Here is a 15,132-nt window from a genome sequence, read left to right as displayed (position 1 = left end):
TGCGGCAAACCGGTTGCGGAATGCATCTTGGTACATGCACAGGGCAGCTTTCGAGGTATCACCGGGACCGGGACACGTCGCTAACGTACGCGGCCACACTGAAGTTGAGGTGCCAACAAGCGCATTCGCTAAAGCGCGTTCTTTCATTAGGCTAGTCACTTCGTCTCCTTCCATGCTTCGGCATGAATTTAATTAAGTAAGACTTATTATTTATGTGGCATAACGAGATACCCACTCCGGCGACGAGCCGATTCTCCAATCGCGCGAGGTTGCCAATTTCGATTTAGGCGCGCAGTGTGTGGAGATGAGTGCAAGCATGCATGCCGAAAGTTCATTGCATTGTCATGTGGGTGTGGTGGTGATAATTCGAGAGCATTCGACGAACCATTGCGGCATCAGGCGGCACTCATGGACGAGTCTCCACGATTCATAGCGGGGTGACGCAGCCCCGGGCCTCCATTTCGACGCGCTAGAGAACTGCTTATGAAGTTCCCAGGTACTACCGCAAGTCATCTCGCTTGCCATGGCGATCCCATCATCGACGGCGAAGAAGATAGCCAAGCGAGTGCGGACACGGCGCGTAGAGCATCGTCGGACAAGCCTGCGCTGCGCCTTGACATGGCTTATCGCTGGCTGGAGCTGTGTGGCTGGCACGCTGACGGCCGCAAGTTGCTTGAGCGCTTCGACGAGCTGGTCTCGCTTCACGGATCGCTTCAAAAAAATGCTCCTACTTTGGAGCTCGGTCGTCGACGAAAGGGATTCACCAAAGCGATTCAAGACCTTACTCGGCGCCCGATCTTGAGCTCGGCCGCGGATCGAGAACAAGCACTCGTCCGAGTCGATGCTTTGATCGAGACGGGTAAGAAGCTGTCGACCGAGCTCCATGCCGCTCCCCCAGCGGAGCGAGCAGCGGCTTCGGCTTCGTCGGGGATAGCGTTCGCTGCATCCGGAGAGGCGCGGCAGGCACAGGTTTATGCCGATGCCGGACTGACGCCAAAGCCACGTCAGCGCAGGTTTGCCGCAGTGGACCACGTACCGGAAATTGCCCCGGGTGTCCGCCGGGAAGCGAGTGCGCTGCATCCTCCTCGATTGCCGGAGGAGCAGGAGCGTGCGATTCGCAATGCCATCGACGCCGTACTAATCGGCGCCGACGAGCGCGGCAAAATCGATAACGCGCAGCAGGTTCAGCTTGGCGACGCCATTTGCCAGGCTATCGGTGGTGCTAATAAGACGCACAGCCGAGGAGGAGGGCACCTCGGCTCGTTCAACGCCCCGGTCACGATTCAGCAGGCATTGAGAAACATCGGTCGACCGATGCACCAACGCGTGCGTGAGTCGATCAACGCATTCCTGGAAGAGCGTTACCCGGACCAGGGGTTCTATCTGTAAAGTCGGATCGCGATCGATCGGTAAGCGTGCCAGCCGCATTGAGCATGCCGCTCTTTCTGCAAAGCGCGGCATGCGCATTTTCGGCGGACGCGATCAACGATTTCGGTTGAGCGTCATCAAGGATTCTGGTCGATCGCGATCGGCCGTTTTCAGTCGACGATATCCATGGCTCATAGCCGCGACTTTGGAATGATCTTGTTCGACGCTGCGCCGGTCGATCGCTTCGACGCATGATCGCGACCCAGCACGCTGTCAATGTTGGCAATCGCCGCTTGGATATCTGCTTCAAGACGAGGATCGTCCGCGAAGCGACCGGGCATGTGCGTGAGGTACCGTCGCATCTGCAAGATCTTCAACACGCCCTGTGGGCCGTTATAGATAGCGCGTAATTCGGCCAGCTCCGCCGCGCGGGCCAAGATCGCGCCGTCTCTCGTGCTTCCGAACGTCAAGCACGCGGCGGATGCCGCCGCTCTGTTGGCTGCGGGTGTAGGCAGCTGGTTCACGGGGAGGTACTGCCGTTGATCGAGTGGCGCTGTTTGATTGGCTTCTGCCCGATCGACGTGTCGTGTGCAAAGATCGTAATAGCGATTTTGCAGTCGATCGCTTTCCCTGGCGATGTCTTGGTCCGTTAAGTGCTTGTCGAATAGAGGCTTGGGGCGAGCGTTCGCAATTGAACCGGCGTGTGTGTATTGCGCGGGGTAGAGTGCATTCAGGATTGCTGTTGCATCCCGCGCCGTCACCAAAGGTAGGTCTTTGATTTCGGTATTGGCAAGACTCGAAAGAATGTCTCGTATCAGGGGCAGGTTGAGGGCATCGGACGTCAAGTGGTAGTGCTCCAGTCGCTCGCCTTTGAAGCCCTTGGGAAGGCCGAGCGTATGGTAGCGATCGACATCGATCGGGTTCTCGCGCTCGAGCCAGTATGACCTGGTGGGCCTATCACCTTCGGGCGCTGCGTGGTTCTGGTGCAAAGTGATGTCGCCGCTTTCCGGAATTGCCTTGGTGAGTGCGAACTGCACATGCAACTGTCCTTTTCTGTCGCGCTGGGTCTGAGCGGACGTGATGACCGTCAGTACGGCAGGTCGTCCGGGGCCCGAGGGATTGAATTCGACGGAGCCAATCCAAGATGGATCGAGGCAAGAATATCGCGTCCAGCATTGGGTTGGCGCCGCCGCGCGATTGAGCAAGCCGGCGCTTGCACAGTGATCCGAATCTCGAAGCCTGTCGTGCGTGGCGGGGTCAAATTTCGTGCCTTCCGTAGCAATATCTTCCGTTGCTAATGAGACCGCTGGGTTGGATAGGGGCAGTTGCCTCATGGCGTGATTTCTCGTGTCGGGACGGGTAAAGGGAAATATAGACGGCAAGACCGATAAGCTATACGCATCATCCTTCCAATTCGTGCTCCAACAGATAGGCATACTTCTCGAGCCCCCGCATGACGCCGCGCAGCTCGTCCTCCGTCTCGGCGAGCCGCGCAGCGACAGCATCGGATTGTGTTTTCGCCTTCTCGCGCGCCGCCTCGAATTCCTTGGTCCGATTCACGCATTCACGCAGCGCCGAAGCCCAATTTCGAACACGCGTGACTGATGCCTTCTGCTCGAGGTACTCCAGATGCAGGCAAGCGCGCTGGCGTCGCTCGATTTCGACGGCGTCGTCCAGATCTTGCTCCGCCTGCCGCAGGAAATGACGAGCATCTTCCAGCGCGCTTCGCTGTCTCGCCACTTCGGCTTCCCGCTGAATCTTGCGCAGTTCCTGAAGGCGAATGAGGGTGCGCAGCGTTTTGGTGGCTTGTGCATTCGGAACACGAGGTTCGACGATTTCATGGCGCAACGGCCGGCGTTTTTTGGTGGATGAGGTCATGGGTCACCAGCGCTTCACAGTTTCTCGATCAGTTCGATCAGACCTTCGGTGTTCTCGGCCCAGGATGTCGGCGTACTCGTGTCTTGGCGAAGAAACGCGATCAGCTTCGGGTAAGCGTTGACGGCCTTGTCGATTTCCGCATCCATACCCGGACGATATTCGCCTAGCCGGATCAGCATTTCGATCTCGTTGTACTTGGACAGCAGCGACCGCAATCGCATCGCTGCGCGCATGTGCGGCTTGGGCACGATGTTCGACATGATCCGGCTGAGGCTCGGCAGCACGTCGATGGCGGGGAAATGGCCTTGCTCGACGAGCTTCTTCGACAGAAGGACGTGCCCATCCAGCAGCGACACCGCCTCTTCGCTGATCGGATCGCCTTTGATCTCGCCTTCGAGCAGCACCGTGTAGATGGCCGTGATCGATCCGCGTTCCGTGTTGCCCGCGCGTTCGATGAGGCGCGGCAGCAGGGAGTACACAGATGGCGGAAAGCCCGCGCGGGCAGGTGGCTCACCGGCGGCCAGCCCGATCTCGCGCTGCGCACGCGCAAGCCGTGTGAGCGAGTCGATCAGCAGCAGCACACGCAAGCCCTGGTCACGCAAGCCCTCGGCGATCGCAGTCGCCGTGAATGCCGCTCGGGAACGTTCGATTGCCGTCCGGTCCGACGTCGCGCAGACGAGCACCGATTTCGCCAGCAGTTCGGGGGAGAGCTCGTGCTCGGTGAATTCGCGAATCTCACGCCCGCGTTCGCCGATCAGTCCGAACACGACCGCATCGACACCCGAGCCCCGCGCGATCGCGGCCATGATGGTGGTCTTGCCGCAGCCGGGGCCGGCGAATAGACCAATGCGCTGTCCCTCGCCGACGGTCAGCATGCTGTCGAGCACGCGCACGCCGGTTGGAAACGGCTGGGTGATGCGAGGGCGCTTCGTCGGCAACTCGGCTTCGGCGATGACGGGCACCATGACAGAGGAGCCTTCAGGGCTCGTGCCGGCGGGGCGGCCGTCTATGGGGATGCCGAACCCGTTGAGTACGCGGCCCAGCAGCGAGGTGTCTACGCTCACATGATGCCGGCGACGAAGCGGCTTGATCAAAAATCGTGAAGACGTACCCTCGATCGGCCCAAGCGGTGAGAGCATCGTCGATACATCGTTGAAGCCCACGACTTCAGCCATGACGCGATTGCCTGAGTTCTCGGGATCGTAGACTTCACAAATCTCGCCGATGCTGGCGTTGGGCACCGTGCCCTCGATGAGCGTGCCGATGACCTGAGTGACGCGTCCCAGCGACTCGGTCAACGGCGTCCTTTCAACCGCGTCGAGCATGCGGGCACGCCAGGCAGCGATGTGGACGGTGACGCCTGGATCCAAAACTGTCCGATTCACGCTTTCCTCTCCGATTTGGCCACTGGCTCCGACCCACTACCAGGGCAATTCGACATGGCGTTTTCCGTCGAAGGTAATGGCGTCGTTCTTGACGGCGACAAGGGTATATCCGTCGATGGAGTCGCCGAGAAAGAGCCGATGGCCGTCGTCGGTCAACACCTCCGGTATCGGACCGGCCACGACTTGCACGACGTGAAACGGCAACGATTGCTCGATCGACGACACGTGTGTTTCGATCTGCATCTCCCGAGAGAAACGCGCCCTGAGGATGGCGACGATCGGTTCGAAGCGGCTGAGTTGATCGCTGTCGAGGATGGCATCGAGCCGCAGCTTGCCATCGTGAAATCGATATTGGACCTGTTGCTCGAGGCTTCTGTCTCTGAGGAGCTCCTTTAATGCGGCGATGGCACGTTCGGCGTTGCGTTTGGCCGATGACGCCGCCGCAGTTTCGGATGCTGCGGCCGGGCGTGCTTGCTCGTTGCTCGCGATCGACGCTACCCGCCATACCGTGGCCATGCCAAGTGCCACCGCCGCGGTTACACCGAATGCGATCGCCAGCTTTGGCCAGCTTGTGGGCGTGCGCGAGTGGGATTCGCGGGGATCGCCAGGGACGGCTGGGATCGTTGCGAGCGCATCCTGCCTGTGCGGATCGACATGTGCGTGGTCTTCTTCGACCAGCAGTTCGCCTGCTGCCCACTGCGTCTGCGGCGGTACGATGTCGAGCCAGACGTCCGTCCCCTTCAAGCGTACGCGTGCGGGCTCGTCCTGTGCGACCTCGATCGTCTCGATCTCATGTCCTTTCGCGTCGACGATGGCTGCGTCGACTGCACGCAACATCCATCGGTCCAGGCACTGCAGTTCGATGAGAACGTGCTGCGTAGCGACGCCTTCATCGAGAAGGACGACGTCGGCATCCTCGCCACTGCCGATCGATATGGCGTGTTCGCCGAGCGGCAGGCAAGCCCCTTTGTGCAGGCCGCTCAAAACCCTCAGTTCAAGCAACATCTCGTTCTGCATTTGTTTAGATGGATGGTCTGGAGTCTTCAAGCGAGGTTCCGATGACCCCTATGGTTCGCACGGAATATTCCGGCGTGATTTCGTTGTACGAGATGATGGGCACGTCGAAAAACGGCTCCTCCAGCAACTTGCGTAAATGCGGTCGCACATCCTGTGTGGTCAGGACGACCGGCTTGGCGACATCGTGCGATTTCGCGAGCAAGGCCCGCATGCTGCCGACCAGTAGTTCGACGGACTCCTGTTCGAGCGTCACGAAATTGCCGTACGAGGTCTGGCGAACCGAGTCCCGTACCAGGTTCTCGAGATCGGGCTCGAGCAGGAAGACGTTGAGCGTACTCGCGGAGCCGAATTCCTCGCATATTTGCCGGCGCAACGCGCATCTCACACATTCGGCCAGGATGGTCACGTCGCGCTCGCGCTGCGCCCATTCCACCAGCGTCTCGACGATCACTCGCACGTTCCGGATACCGATGCGCTCGGCAATGAGTCGCTGCAGCACTTCCGCGAGACGCGAAGGCGGAACAGTGCGCTCCATTTCTTTTGCGAGCTCCGGGAACTTGGTCCCGACCCACTTGGCGATCTTTTGCGCTTCTTCGATGCCGACGTAGCGATAGGCGGTGCGATAGAAAATCGTCTCCACACGCTGTAGAAACATGTCGGTGTAGGACATGCAGCGGATGCCGTCGCCCTCGAGGCGTTTCTTGTCATCCGCCGTGATCCAGTAAACGTGTCGATCCGAGAACTCGACCTTTTCTTCGACGAACTCGGCGATCCCGTGCGAGGCGAGCACGCCGCGATCACAGTGTGCCGCGAATTTTCCGTTGTCGAACGTCATCTTGAACACCGGGATCTCGTCGATCGAGAATTGGAAGTCGAATGGCGCAAGCACGACAGAGTCGCCCGTCTCGACCGTCGGCAGAAACATGCCGTATTTCGCGACCAACTTGTTGCGGATGGCCCGCATGGCGTTGAGAATCTGCCGACACTGTGCGACATCGTTGACATTCGAACCGAATTGCAAAACGTAATGCTGGACGATGTCGAAATCCTTTCGGTTTGCGACGATAGCCTTTTCTTGCTCCTCCGACGCGGTGGTTTCCCGACGGGATTTCTTGATCCGGTAGATGCCGGTCCCGGTGGCACCCGCTGCCAGCGTCATGAAGATCGGCAGCGGCATGCCCGGAATCATGCCGAAGACACACATGGCGCCGCCGGCCGCAATCCATGCGCGCGGCGTAGTCATGATCTGCGACAGGATTTCTCGGCCAATGTTGAGGGGGCCGGCTTCCGAGGCATTGGACACGCGTGTGACGATTAGCCCGGCGGTCAACGACGTCAGTAGCGCCGGCAGCTGGGCGACGAGCCCGTCACCGACCGTCAGGATCGTGTAGAGACGCAGCGCATCGGAGGCCGTCATGCCGCGTTGCAGGACGCCGATGCCCAATCCGCCGATCATGTTCGTCAGCATGATGATGATGCCCGCGAGGGCGTCGCCCTTGACGAATTTCATCGCACCATCCATCGCGCCGAAGAACTGGCTTTCCTGCACGACCTTCGCGCGCCGTGTTCGTGCCTGCTCGGCGGTGATGGTGTTGGCGCGCAGTTCCATGTCGATTGCCATCTGCTTGCCGGGCATACCGTCGAGTGTGAAGCGCGCGCCGACTTCGGCCACTCGCTCGGAGCCTTTGGTAATGACGAGAAACTGCACCACGGTCAAGATCAAGAAGATCACGATGCCGACGACGAGATTGCCGCCGACCGTCACCTGTCCGAATGCCTCGATGATGTGGCCCGCATGTGCATCGAGCAGGATGAGACGTGTGCTTGCCACCGACAGCGATAGCCGGAACAGCGTCGTGAGCAGCAGCAACGAGGGAAACGTCGTCAGTTGCAGAACGTCGCGCAGCTGCAGCGCGAATACCGTCAGAAACGCCGAGACGCTGATGTTCGTGGCGATCAGCACGTCGAGCAGCGTTGGCGGCAGCGGCATGATGAGCGTGATGACGACCGCGATGACGATCGTCGCCATGACCATCTCGGCGCGCTCACCGCTCGGGGCGAGATAGCTGTTGAGGTTCCGCAGATGGTGGTTCATGAATCGGCTCCTGATGTTGGGACCTCTATCTGATGAGCGCGATCGAGTTCATGGCCTGGGTCGCGAGATTCAAAATCTCGAGACCGAGCCAGCGGCCGCACAGCGCAAGCGTGGAACCGACGGCCACGAGCTTCACCGAAAACGGCAGCGTCTGGTCCTGGATCTGGAACACGGTTTGCAGCAGCGACACGATCAGGCCGGCCACCAGCGCGACGACGAGCGGCGGCGCAGTCAGATAGACGACGAGCATCAAGCCGTTCTGAAAGTACGCAATGGTGTGGGGGTTCATAGTTGCGGGGTGCCTCAGAGATAGGAGTCGGTGAGGCCCTTGACGAGCTTTGCCCAGCCGTCGATCTGCACGAACAGCAGGAGTTTCAGCGGCATCGAAACCGTCATCGGCGAAACCATCTGCATCCCCAGCGCGAGCATCAGATTCGAAACTAGCAAGTCGATCACGATGAACGGCACATAAAGCAGGAAGCCGATTTCGAATGCGGACTGAAGCTGCGAGACGACGAACGCGGGAATCAGAATCGCGAAATCGCGATCGGAGGCGCGCTTCATCATCTCAGGGCTCCAATGCTTGCTGGCGATCTCGAGAAATTGCGCGCGTCCTTCGGGCGTGGTGTTCTTCAGCATGAAGTTGCGAAACGGCTCGGCTGCAAGCGACATCCGTTCCGTGTCCAACGGCGCGGAGACCATCGCCGCGGGATCATCCCCCAATGCGATATGCGCGGCGTCGTCGAAGGTCGGCGCCATGACGAACATGGTCCCGGCTAGCGCGATCGCGTAGACCGCCATGCTTGGCGGAACCTGCTGCACGCCCATCGCATTGCGTACGATGACGAGAACGACCGAGAACTTGAGCAGCGACGTCGTGCACAGAAGCAGCAGTGGAAGCAGGCTCAAGATCGCCAGCACCAGCGCGAGACTGATGGGGCTGCTCGATGTGATGTTCATGATTCGAGACTCCAATGCGTGAGCTCGACCGCGAGTCTGCCGTCCACCTCGACGAGTTCGCCGTATCCGATCAGCGCGCCGTTGGCCTCGATAGCGACTTGTCCTCGGGTGTTCGCATGCCACTGGAGGACATGACCTGCCGCCATCGCGCGCAATTCGCCGATCGTCGACTGGAGTTTGCCGACGACGAATGTGAGCGTGACAGGGACGTCTTCGAAGGGCACGGTATCGGATTCGTGCGGGGGCTGGCTGGAGAGAGCGGATGCGTTTTCCATCGTCGAGTTTGCGGAGGCCGAGTAAGAAAGTGACCGGGAATCGCTCGACGCATGTGCGAACCGAGCGGTATCCCATCCCAGGAATTCGAGGGCGCCGGAGGCTTCGTCCAATCGGCGGACGTACAGGGCTATGGCGCCCAGCGCGAGCGTTCCTTCGTCATGAACGTCGAAGTTCGGTTCTTCAATGAAGATGGCGTCGCCGACACGCAGCGTTGTCACGGTGTGCATCGGGAGCCGCGTGGTTCCAGCCGCTACCGCGGTGAAGATGGGCAGCGCATCCAGCAGTGCCGGTTGCGGCGCTCGTGTGGCTGGACGGCGCCAGCGCGAATCGGCAAGCAATGAAACGACGGCGCTCGCTCGCATTCGAATCAACGCGGCGTGGTGCGTCGAGTGGACATCGACAGCCTCCAGCAGTAGCGGCACGAGTTGCTCGGCTGTTTCTTCGTTGGTCTGGGGGAGCAGCCAGGCGCCTCCCCATGACGCTGTGAGGTCAGTGGGGAGTCCTGCGGTCGCCAGCTCGAGCAAGATGGCGTGAGGGGCACCGCCGTCGGGTTGGAAATGAATCCCGCTCACCATGGCGAGCCAATGAGGCGTCGCTAGGCGAACTTCGCCGATGGACGTGGCGAACCTCAGCTCGGTGTCGATATGGACCGGCTCACGCCACTCGGCGATCTTGATCGCGGTCCAAAGCGTATCGCCCTCGATCGCGCGCTCGCGGCCGCCAGCCAGCATCCGTCTCATCGCGACGAGATCGGGAGACAGCGCGCGAATCGGTAGCTTGCGGCACCCGCGGGTGGCGGTTGGCTCAGTGCTCACGGTGGGCTAGCCTGCGCGAACGACGCCGCGGTGATGAGTAGTTCGCGAATTCTCGACACCCGCGAGCGGATCGTGCCGACGGGGACGTTCAGCTCCTCGGCGGCCTCCCGGTATCGCAAACCACGCACGAACATGCAGTCGAAGGTTTGCTGCAGCGACACCGGCATGGATTCCAGACGACGATTGATCAATATGACGCTTTCGCGAAGCATCATGCTGTCGATCAAGCTGGGCGTACGGCGTTCGTCGACCGCACTTTCCTCGACGTCGTCGACGCTGACATAGCGGCATTTTCTGAGGACCATCCGCTTTCGGTGGCCTCGGGCAACATTGAGCGCGATGCCAAACAGCCAGGTTTCCGGCTTCGCATCTCCACGATAGGACTTCGCGCATCGCATCGCTTCGAGAACCGTGTTCTGAAGCAGGTCTTCGAGATCATGCGGGTCGCGCTCGTAGCGCTGAAGGAAGCGGCGCAGGCGGCTCAAGTGAGTGACGACGATCTGTTCGATCAGCTCGCGCTGGTGTTCGGCGTGCACTGGCTGCGACGATTCAGATCGATGCGCCGTACTCGAGGAAGATTGGCTCGTCGGTTCCGATGCGTCGATTGAACCAGGTGCATGAACAGCCGTGAGCAGGCAATCGAGGGGTTCGATGACTTCCATAAGTCCATCCATCCATCATGCGGCGAATTGGGCTGCAAAAAAATTGATACAGCTCTCGAGCCCCCGGACTGCGGATCTCGTGACGCATGCGGCCAGTCTATGAATTGCCTCGCGTGAATTTATGGAGAATTGTGAGAGAGCTAGCGTGCTGGTGTTGACCGGCTCCTCCGTCCGCGGAGCCGCTGTCGTGACTTGCGCCGGTGCGATGAGTTAGAGCGAAATAGATCCGAGGCCTGGTACCGGCAGGCCGACGCTCGAACCTTGATTGTCCTGTGAGCCGCCGAGCGCGTCCTTCGCGAGTGCTGATCCTCCGCCTGCGACCGCACCAGCGATCATGCCCTCCGGACCCATCTCGATCCCGTTCAGCGCGCCGGAGAGAGCGCCAGAGACGACGTCGCCAATGCTCGAAAGAATGTTGCTCATTTGAACCTCCAGTTGTTGATCCACATGTTGCCAATGATGCGGCTCCATCGGCGATGGAGCCGATCAGTTGAGTGGGTGAGGGCGCCAGATAGTTCGCGTTTCGACAAGCAACGAACCAGCGAGCGAACTTTCCGAGATGTCTTCATCACTGACGTATCGAGGCCGCCGATGTGCAGCTCTCAAATCCAGTGAAAACCTTTTAAAGGAGATGGCTATGTCGATGGACGTTGGCAACGTTTTTGGTGGCAACCAAGGTTCGATTGGGGATGCCGGTAATCAGCTCGATCAGAGCAGCAATCAAATCGCGAGTCTGCTCGGGCAGCAATCGCAGCAACAAGTCCAAGACACGATGATGAACATGAAGGCATCGCTCGGTTCGGCGCTCAAGGGCATGGTCGACAAGGTCCAGCTCTAAGAGGACGTTGCCGCGAACCGATCTGCAATGCGGTTCGCGGCAGCTCGATAGCAGGACGTTGGGATTTCAGTCGCGTCGCTTTCGGGGATGCGTCCGAATTCGCTCTTGCGCAATGATCATTTTCGGAGGAATCGATGAGCAATCCTGTTGATAGCCACAACGACAGTCACGACGTGTCTACGTCCGATAGTCACAACATATCGGACAGCCATGACACGACGATCGTCAATCAGTCCACTGATCCGGCGATGATGGAGCAGTTGACCAAGATGACCGACCAAGTCTCGCAAATGGCTCAAGGCGCCCAGAATCTTGCCCAGAGCTTGGGTCAATCGTTGGCCAGTGTCGTGCAGTCCGTGATGGGCTCGTTCAACTTCGACATCTTCAAGGACCAGTCCTCGAGCGCTTCCCTGTAATCAGGGAGCGAAAGAGGGGGACTCGTGGTCAATTCGGTTTCAGGTCGCGCAAGCCCCCTTCTCGGATCGTTTTGCAGGTTTGCAAAGAGCGCCATACATGCGTTCGCGTGGAGTTCGTAAATGGAAATGGAACTGGAGCGGGAAAAGCGGCGCTGCATCGCTGAGCTGATGGATGCGCATCCCGATGTTTTTCGCTTGCCTGCCGATCCCGCCAAAAGCTGGGGCGAGCTGATGTCGAGCGAGAGTCGGCCGTGTGTTAGCGATATGGCCGTCATCGACAAGGCGGTCAACATGCTGACCGCGTTGATGAGAGATGGGCGTGAAGCGTTGGCATCGGCGCTGGCCGGCGCGGGTTTGGGCTCATCGCAGGGAAGCATCGCCGAGAATGCGTCGTTCCTCGCGCAGTTCGAGCCGGACGTCGAAGCTGCGGGCGTATTTCGCCGCGTATGCGGTGATGATGAGGAGGAGTCCGAGGCATTTGGTCGAGCCGTCGCAATGTACAAGATGATGCAGTCTTCAGGCGGATTCAACGGGACAGAACTGCTCGATCTGATCTTTACCGCCATCGATGCGGTGAAGGACCGCGCGGATATCACCATGGATCTGAAGGCGGCCGCCAAGAGGATCACGATGCTGCAATTCGGTGATCTGCTGAAGGCAAGCCATTGACGAGCCGGGCTTGGGTGCCCGGATCAACGAGCTAATCGGTTGCGAGGGAAAGATGAATTCGGATATGACACAGCTGCAGGTCCAGCGGCAGGAACGCGGTTGGGACGCGAAATCGGAGAGCCCGTTTGGCGCAATCTCCAATCATGGAGCGCCAAGCGCGGACATTGATGCTTTCAGAAGCGCGATGCGCTCCCTGGCGGCACCCGAGGTCGGATCGATGCTCGCACCTAAGAGTCATGGCGTGGGCGACGACGCGCCCAAATCGGCTTTGAGCGCGCTCGACGATGCCCTCGGCGGAGGGGATGACGCACTCGCCAAGAGTCTCACGTCAGCACTGGACACCGACGACTCATCCGATGATCGCCCGAGCAAGGAACTCACGGAAATCTCACAGTTGCAGCGGCGAAATTTGAACGTGAGCCTGGCCGAACGTGCGATCGGCAAGTCCGTGTCGGCAATCGATCAATTAGTGAAGATGAACTGACATTGAGCGTAGCCTTCGAATGGGACGGATCGAAAGAGTTGCCCGCCGGTATGTCTTGGTCGGCTGGATGCTGATCGTCGTGTTGTCGCTCGCGGGTTGCGGCAAGCGGGTGGAGTTGCGCACCGGCATCAGCGAAACCGACGCGAACGAAATCGTCGCCGCGCTGGCGGACGTCGGCATCCGCAGCGAGAAAGAGGTCACCAAGGACGGATACTCGGTCAATGTCGGCGAGCAGGACATGTCCGCCTCGGTCAAGGTGCTGGAATCGGCGGGGCTGCCCAGGGATCCTCACGCGCAGATGGGGGACATCTTCAAGAAGGACGGCATGATCTCCTCGCCGCTCGAGGAGCGCAGCCGGTATCTGTTTGCTCTGTCACAGGAGCTCGAGCGTACGCTGTGCCAGATCGACGGCGTATTGGTCGCACGGGTGCATATCGTGCTTCCCGAGCGCATTGCGCCGGGCGACCCTGTTCAGCCTTCGTCTGCGGCAGTGTTTATCAAATATCGTCCGGACGTCGACATCGAAACGCACGAGTTCGCGATCCGAAGCCTTGTCGCGGCGAGCATCCCGGGCCTGAGTGCCAATGATCCGAAGCAGATCGCCGTGGTCTTCGTTCCGGCGCTCGAGGCCGGCAGCCGCCCGTCGGATTCTGCTGAAGCTCGCGTAAGCGGCGCTTCGTCGGCTCGGATGAATTCATCGAAGGCGACGACCGCAGGCAACGTCGTGCTCCTCGTCGCAGCGGCTCTCGCGGGATTGCTGTTGATCGCCGCTGCCGGCGTATGGGTGTTTCGCGAGCGTCTGCGAGGCTATTGGAAGTCAGCCACCGCGCGTCGAGCGCAGCCATAGCCATGTCGAACGCCAGCGAGATCCAGGCGTGCTGGGCAGTCTTCTGGTTCGAGCCATGGCTGGGCACGCACCCGTCTTGGCTTGAAGCTTCAAGCCCGCCAGGCTGGTCTGCGTTGATGCGCCGGGGGCGCGCGGCCTGCAGGGCGGGCTATGCGCTTTGGTGCAACCATTTTGGCCTCCCTGAGTACCCGCGCTCCTTCGAGACATTCGGCTTGGATGTCCAGACGCAGCGTCCACTGTACTTGGCGAACGCCACCCATCAGCCGGGTGCGGCGGTTGATCTAGGGCTCACGGTGCTTGCGGGCGAGCAGCGTTTCGCCGCGGCTTGGGTCGAGCATAAGCGCGAACTCCTGGAGGTCGCCACGCGCGAGCGCTGGCGGGCTGCGATCATGCGCGCGCGGTTGCGCCGCCTGCCGCATCCTTGGCGAGCCTTCACGGTCGGACATGAACGATCCGGCGTCGACTGGGCCTGCGCGGACACTGCCGGAACGGTCGGAGCCGCGTGGATGCGAATCGTGGCCGAATCCCAGTGGCCGTCCACCTGGGAGCGGCTGCGCCTGACATTGCCACGCGACTGGGTTGCTGCTCTGGAAGCGCTCGAACAGGGGCTGGACAGTGAGCAGGTGCCGAGCTCGATTCGTCAGGCGGCACGCATCTGGGCAACGCGTGGCGAGCCCGACACAGGGAGGCATTCGGTATGACGGACACGTCGGTTGTCGAAAAAGCTGGGGCGGAGCGAGGCCTGATTTCGAAAGCGCTGCTCGATCGCATGCTGCGTCTCGAGCACGCGAAAGCGAGAAAAGCGCGAGCGGAAGATTGGCCGGCCATTCTCGACATCATCAATGAAACGGTGCACGACAGTCGCCGTTCGCTGACCGCCAGCCCGGTTACCGAAGCGAGCGCCGGCGGCACGATAGAGCGGTTCCAGCGCCATCGCTGGCCCTTGCTCGTGCTCGAAGTCGAAGGGGAAATCGTCGCCTACTCGTCGGCACGCAGCCTTCGTTGGGGAGACGCCGCCACTCGGCAGATGGCCGAGGTCGCGATATATCTCAAGCAGGAGTGGTATGGCACCGGCGCAGCGCTCCTTGCCGGCCTCCACCTCTATGCCGAGGCACGGTCCAAGGGGTTCGAACTCGCGACGAGTTGGATTGCTGGCGGCAACACGGCGAGCATCGCCGTGGCAAAGGCTTTCGGCCTGACGTTGTGGGGCATTCTGCCTAACGCGATTTGTCATGGCGGTACGCGCAGCGACTTGCATATCTACGGAGCGTCACTGTTCGACTCGTCATGGCTCGAGCATCTGGCGATCATGAAGGCCAAGAGCGATGAGCGGATCGCCAGGCTCAAGGCGCGTGCGGCGAGATACGGTGGAGCCGGCACCTCGCCGGTGGCGCAGGCGTGAACGTTGCCGCTTCGCGTATC

At 60.4% G+C, this 15,132-nt stretch carries 18 protein-coding genes; 8 read left to right on the top strand and 10 right to left on the bottom strand.

Annotated elements, in window-relative coordinates:
* Window positions 1-483 precede the first annotated feature (483 nt).
* Complete coding sequence (locus tag D7S89_RS16240) at window positions 484-1,389, top strand: hypothetical protein (RefSeq protein ID WP_121278776.1); 906 nt, start codon at window positions 484-486, stop codon at window positions 1,387-1,389.
* Between the two features lie 170 nt (window positions 1,390-1,559).
* Here D7S89_RS16240 and D7S89_RS16235 read toward each other — a convergent pair whose 3' ends face one another.
* The 10 genes from D7S89_RS16235 to D7S89_RS16190 all read right to left on the bottom strand — a co-directional run bounded on the left by D7S89_RS16235 (window position 1,560) and on the right by D7S89_RS16190 (window position 10,879).
* Window positions 1,560-2,702, bottom strand: coding sequence for a hypothetical protein (locus D7S89_RS16235; RefSeq protein WP_147426683.1), 1,143 nt, complete (start codon window positions 2,700-2,702; stop codon window positions 1,560-1,562).
* Between the two features lie 67 nt (window positions 2,703-2,769).
* Complete coding sequence (locus D7S89_RS16230) at window positions 2,770-3,246, bottom strand: hypothetical protein (RefSeq protein ID WP_147426682.1); 477 nt, start codon at window positions 3,244-3,246, stop codon at window positions 2,770-2,772.
* Between the two features lie 14 nt (window positions 3,247-3,260).
* Window positions 3,261-4,631 (bottom strand): FliI/YscN family ATPase, encoded by a 1,371-nt coding sequence (locus D7S89_RS16225; RefSeq protein WP_245982971.1) that lies wholly within the window; start codon window positions 4,629-4,631, stop codon window positions 3,261-3,263.
* 36 nt (window positions 4,632-4,667) lie between these two features.
* Complete coding sequence (locus tag D7S89_RS16220; protein ID WP_183085229.1) at window positions 4,668-5,636, bottom strand: FHA domain-containing protein; 969 nt, start codon at window positions 5,634-5,636, stop codon at window positions 4,668-4,670.
* 16 nt (window positions 5,637-5,652) lie between these two features.
* Window positions 5,653-7,743, bottom strand: a complete 2,091-nt coding sequence (gene sctV, locus D7S89_RS16215; RefSeq protein WP_121278766.1) for a type III secretion system export apparatus subunit SctV — start codon at window positions 7,741-7,743, stop codon at window positions 5,653-5,655.
* Window positions 7,744-7,768: 25 nt separating this feature from the next.
* Window positions 7,769-8,032 carry a type III secretion system export apparatus subunit SctS gene (gene sctS, locus D7S89_RS16210; RefSeq protein ID WP_121278764.1) on the bottom strand — a complete coding sequence of 88 codons (264 nt, stop codon included), beginning with the start codon at window positions 8,030-8,032 and terminating at the stop codon, window positions 7,769-7,771.
* A 14-nt stretch (window positions 8,033-8,046) separates the two neighbouring features.
* Window positions 8,047-8,703 carry a type III secretion system export apparatus subunit SctR gene (gene sctR / locus D7S89_RS16205; protein ID WP_121278763.1) on the bottom strand — a complete coding sequence of 219 codons (657 nt, stop codon included), beginning with the start codon at window positions 8,701-8,703 and terminating at the stop codon, window positions 8,047-8,049.
* Entirely contained in the window at window positions 8,700-9,710 is a 1,011-nt protein-coding gene (sctQ, locus tag D7S89_RS16200) for a type III secretion system cytoplasmic ring protein SctQ (RefSeq protein ID WP_183085228.1), read from the bottom strand. Before sctQ ends, sctR begins: the two co-directional genes overlap by 4 nt.
* A gap of 80 nt (window positions 9,711-9,790) precedes the next feature.
* Window positions 9,791-10,456, bottom strand: a complete 666-nt coding sequence (locus D7S89_RS16195) for an RNA polymerase sigma factor (protein ID WP_183085227.1) — start codon at window positions 10,454-10,456, stop codon at window positions 9,791-9,793.
* A 210-nt stretch (window positions 10,457-10,666) separates the two neighbouring features.
* Window positions 10,667-10,879 (bottom strand): hypothetical protein, encoded by a 213-nt coding sequence (locus tag D7S89_RS16190; protein ID WP_147426680.1) that lies wholly within the window; start codon window positions 10,877-10,879, stop codon window positions 10,667-10,669.
* 214 nt (window positions 10,880-11,093) lie between these two features.
* Here D7S89_RS16190 and D7S89_RS16185 point away from each other — a divergent pair, with 214 nt between their 5' ends.
* The 7 genes from D7S89_RS16185 to D7S89_RS16155 all read left to right on the top strand — a co-directional run bounded on the left by D7S89_RS16185 (window position 11,094) and on the right by D7S89_RS16155 (window position 15,112).
* Window positions 11,094-11,294 carry a hypothetical protein gene (locus tag D7S89_RS16185; RefSeq protein WP_121278755.1) on the top strand — a complete coding sequence of 67 codons (201 nt, stop codon included), beginning with the start codon at window positions 11,094-11,096 and terminating at the stop codon, window positions 11,292-11,294.
* Window positions 11,295-11,428: 134 nt separating this feature from the next.
* A complete protein-coding gene (locus tag D7S89_RS16180) occupies window positions 11,429-11,710 on the top strand; it encodes a hypothetical protein (protein ID WP_121278753.1) in 282 nt (93 codons plus the stop codon).
* Between the two features lie 120 nt (window positions 11,711-11,830).
* Entirely contained in the window at window positions 11,831-12,379 is a 549-nt protein-coding gene (locus tag D7S89_RS16175; RefSeq protein WP_121278751.1) for a hypothetical protein, read from the top strand.
* Window positions 12,380-12,431: 52 nt separating this feature from the next.
* The gene (locus D7S89_RS16170) at window positions 12,432-12,863 is read left to right on the top strand and encodes a hypothetical protein (RefSeq protein WP_147426679.1); all 432 of its coding nucleotides are present in this window, start codon (window positions 12,432-12,434) and stop codon (window positions 12,861-12,863) included.
* A gap of 19 nt (window positions 12,864-12,882) precedes the next feature.
* Window positions 12,883-13,710 (top strand): type III secretion system inner membrane ring lipoprotein SctJ, encoded by an 828-nt coding sequence (sctJ, locus tag D7S89_RS16165; protein ID WP_220702162.1) that lies wholly within the window; start codon window positions 12,883-12,885, stop codon window positions 13,708-13,710.
* Between the two features lie 2 nt (window positions 13,711-13,712).
* Window positions 13,713-14,411, top strand: a complete 699-nt coding sequence (locus D7S89_RS16160) for a hypothetical protein (protein ID WP_147426678.1) — start codon at window positions 13,713-13,715, stop codon at window positions 14,409-14,411.
* The gene (locus D7S89_RS16155; RefSeq protein ID WP_121278745.1) at window positions 14,408-15,112 is read left to right on the top strand and encodes a GNAT family N-acetyltransferase; all 705 of its coding nucleotides are present in this window, start codon (window positions 14,408-14,410) and stop codon (window positions 15,110-15,112) included. Before D7S89_RS16160 ends, D7S89_RS16155 begins: the two co-directional genes overlap by 4 nt.
* Window positions 15,113-15,132 lie beyond the last annotated feature (20 nt).

This window comes from Trinickia fusca (genome assembly GCF_003628145.1).
GTDB classification, from domain to species: Bacteria; Pseudomonadota; Gammaproteobacteria; order Burkholderiales; family Burkholderiaceae; genus Trinickia; species Trinickia fusca.
The sequence above is the reverse complement of the archived record's forward strand: the minus strand, read 5'-3'. Positions and strand labels throughout refer to the sequence as shown.

Excerpts from the sequence above, each read along its gene's own strand:
- D7S89_RS16195 (WP_183085227.1), bottom strand. The coding sequence starts at position 10,456 with ATGGAAGTCATCGAACCCCTCGATTGCCTGCTCACGGCTGTTCATGCA.
- D7S89_RS16190 (WP_147426680.1), bottom strand. The coding sequence starts at position 10,879 with ATGAGCAACATTCTTTCGAGCATTGGCGACGTCGTCTCTGGCGCTCTC.
- sctQ (WP_183085228.1), bottom strand. The coding sequence starts at position 9,710 with ATGCTGGCTGGCGGCCGCGAGCGCGCGATCGAGGGCGATACGCTTTGG.
- D7S89_RS16160 (WP_147426678.1), top strand. The coding sequence starts at position 13,713 with ATGTCGAACGCCAGCGAGATCCAGGCGTGCTGGGCAGTCTTCTGGTTC.
- D7S89_RS16240 (WP_121278776.1), top strand. The coding sequence starts at position 484 with ATGAAGTTCCCAGGTACTACCGCAAGTCATCTCGCTTGCCATGGCGAT.
- D7S89_RS16230 (WP_147426682.1), bottom strand. The coding sequence starts at position 3,246 with ATGACCTCATCCACCAAAAAACGCCGGCCGTTGCGCCATGAAATCGTC.
- sctR (WP_121278763.1), bottom strand. The coding sequence starts at position 8,703 with ATGAACATCACATCGAGCAGCCCCATCAGTCTCGCGCTGGTGCTGGCG.
- D7S89_RS16185 (WP_121278755.1), top strand. The coding sequence starts at position 11,094 with ATGTCGATGGACGTTGGCAACGTTTTTGGTGGCAACCAAGGTTCGATT.
- D7S89_RS16235 (WP_147426683.1), bottom strand. The coding sequence starts at position 2,702 with ATGAGGCAACTGCCCCTATCCAACCCAGCGGTCTCATTAGCAACGGAA.
- D7S89_RS16175 (WP_121278751.1), top strand. The coding sequence starts at position 11,831 with ATGGAAATGGAACTGGAGCGGGAAAAGCGGCGCTGCATCGCTGAGCTG.
- D7S89_RS16220 (WP_183085229.1), bottom strand. The coding sequence starts at position 5,636 with ATGTTGCTTGAACTGAGGGTTTTGAGCGGCCTGCACAAAGGGGCTTGC.
- sctJ (WP_220702162.1), top strand. The coding sequence starts at position 12,883 with ATGGGACGGATCGAAAGAGTTGCCCGCCGGTATGTCTTGGTCGGCTGG.
- sctV (WP_121278766.1), bottom strand. The coding sequence starts at position 7,743 with ATGAACCACCATCTGCGGAACCTCAACAGCTATCTCGCCCCGAGCGGT.
- D7S89_RS16180 (WP_121278753.1), top strand. The coding sequence starts at position 11,429 with ATGAGCAATCCTGTTGATAGCCACAACGACAGTCACGACGTGTCTACG.
- D7S89_RS16155 (WP_121278745.1), top strand. The coding sequence starts at position 14,408 with ATGACGGACACGTCGGTTGTCGAAAAAGCTGGGGCGGAGCGAGGCCTG.
- sctS (WP_121278764.1), bottom strand. The coding sequence starts at position 8,032 with ATGAACCCCCACACCATTGCGTACTTTCAGAACGGCTTGATGCTCGTC.
- D7S89_RS16170 (WP_147426679.1), top strand. The coding sequence starts at position 12,432 with ATGAATTCGGATATGACACAGCTGCAGGTCCAGCGGCAGGAACGCGGT.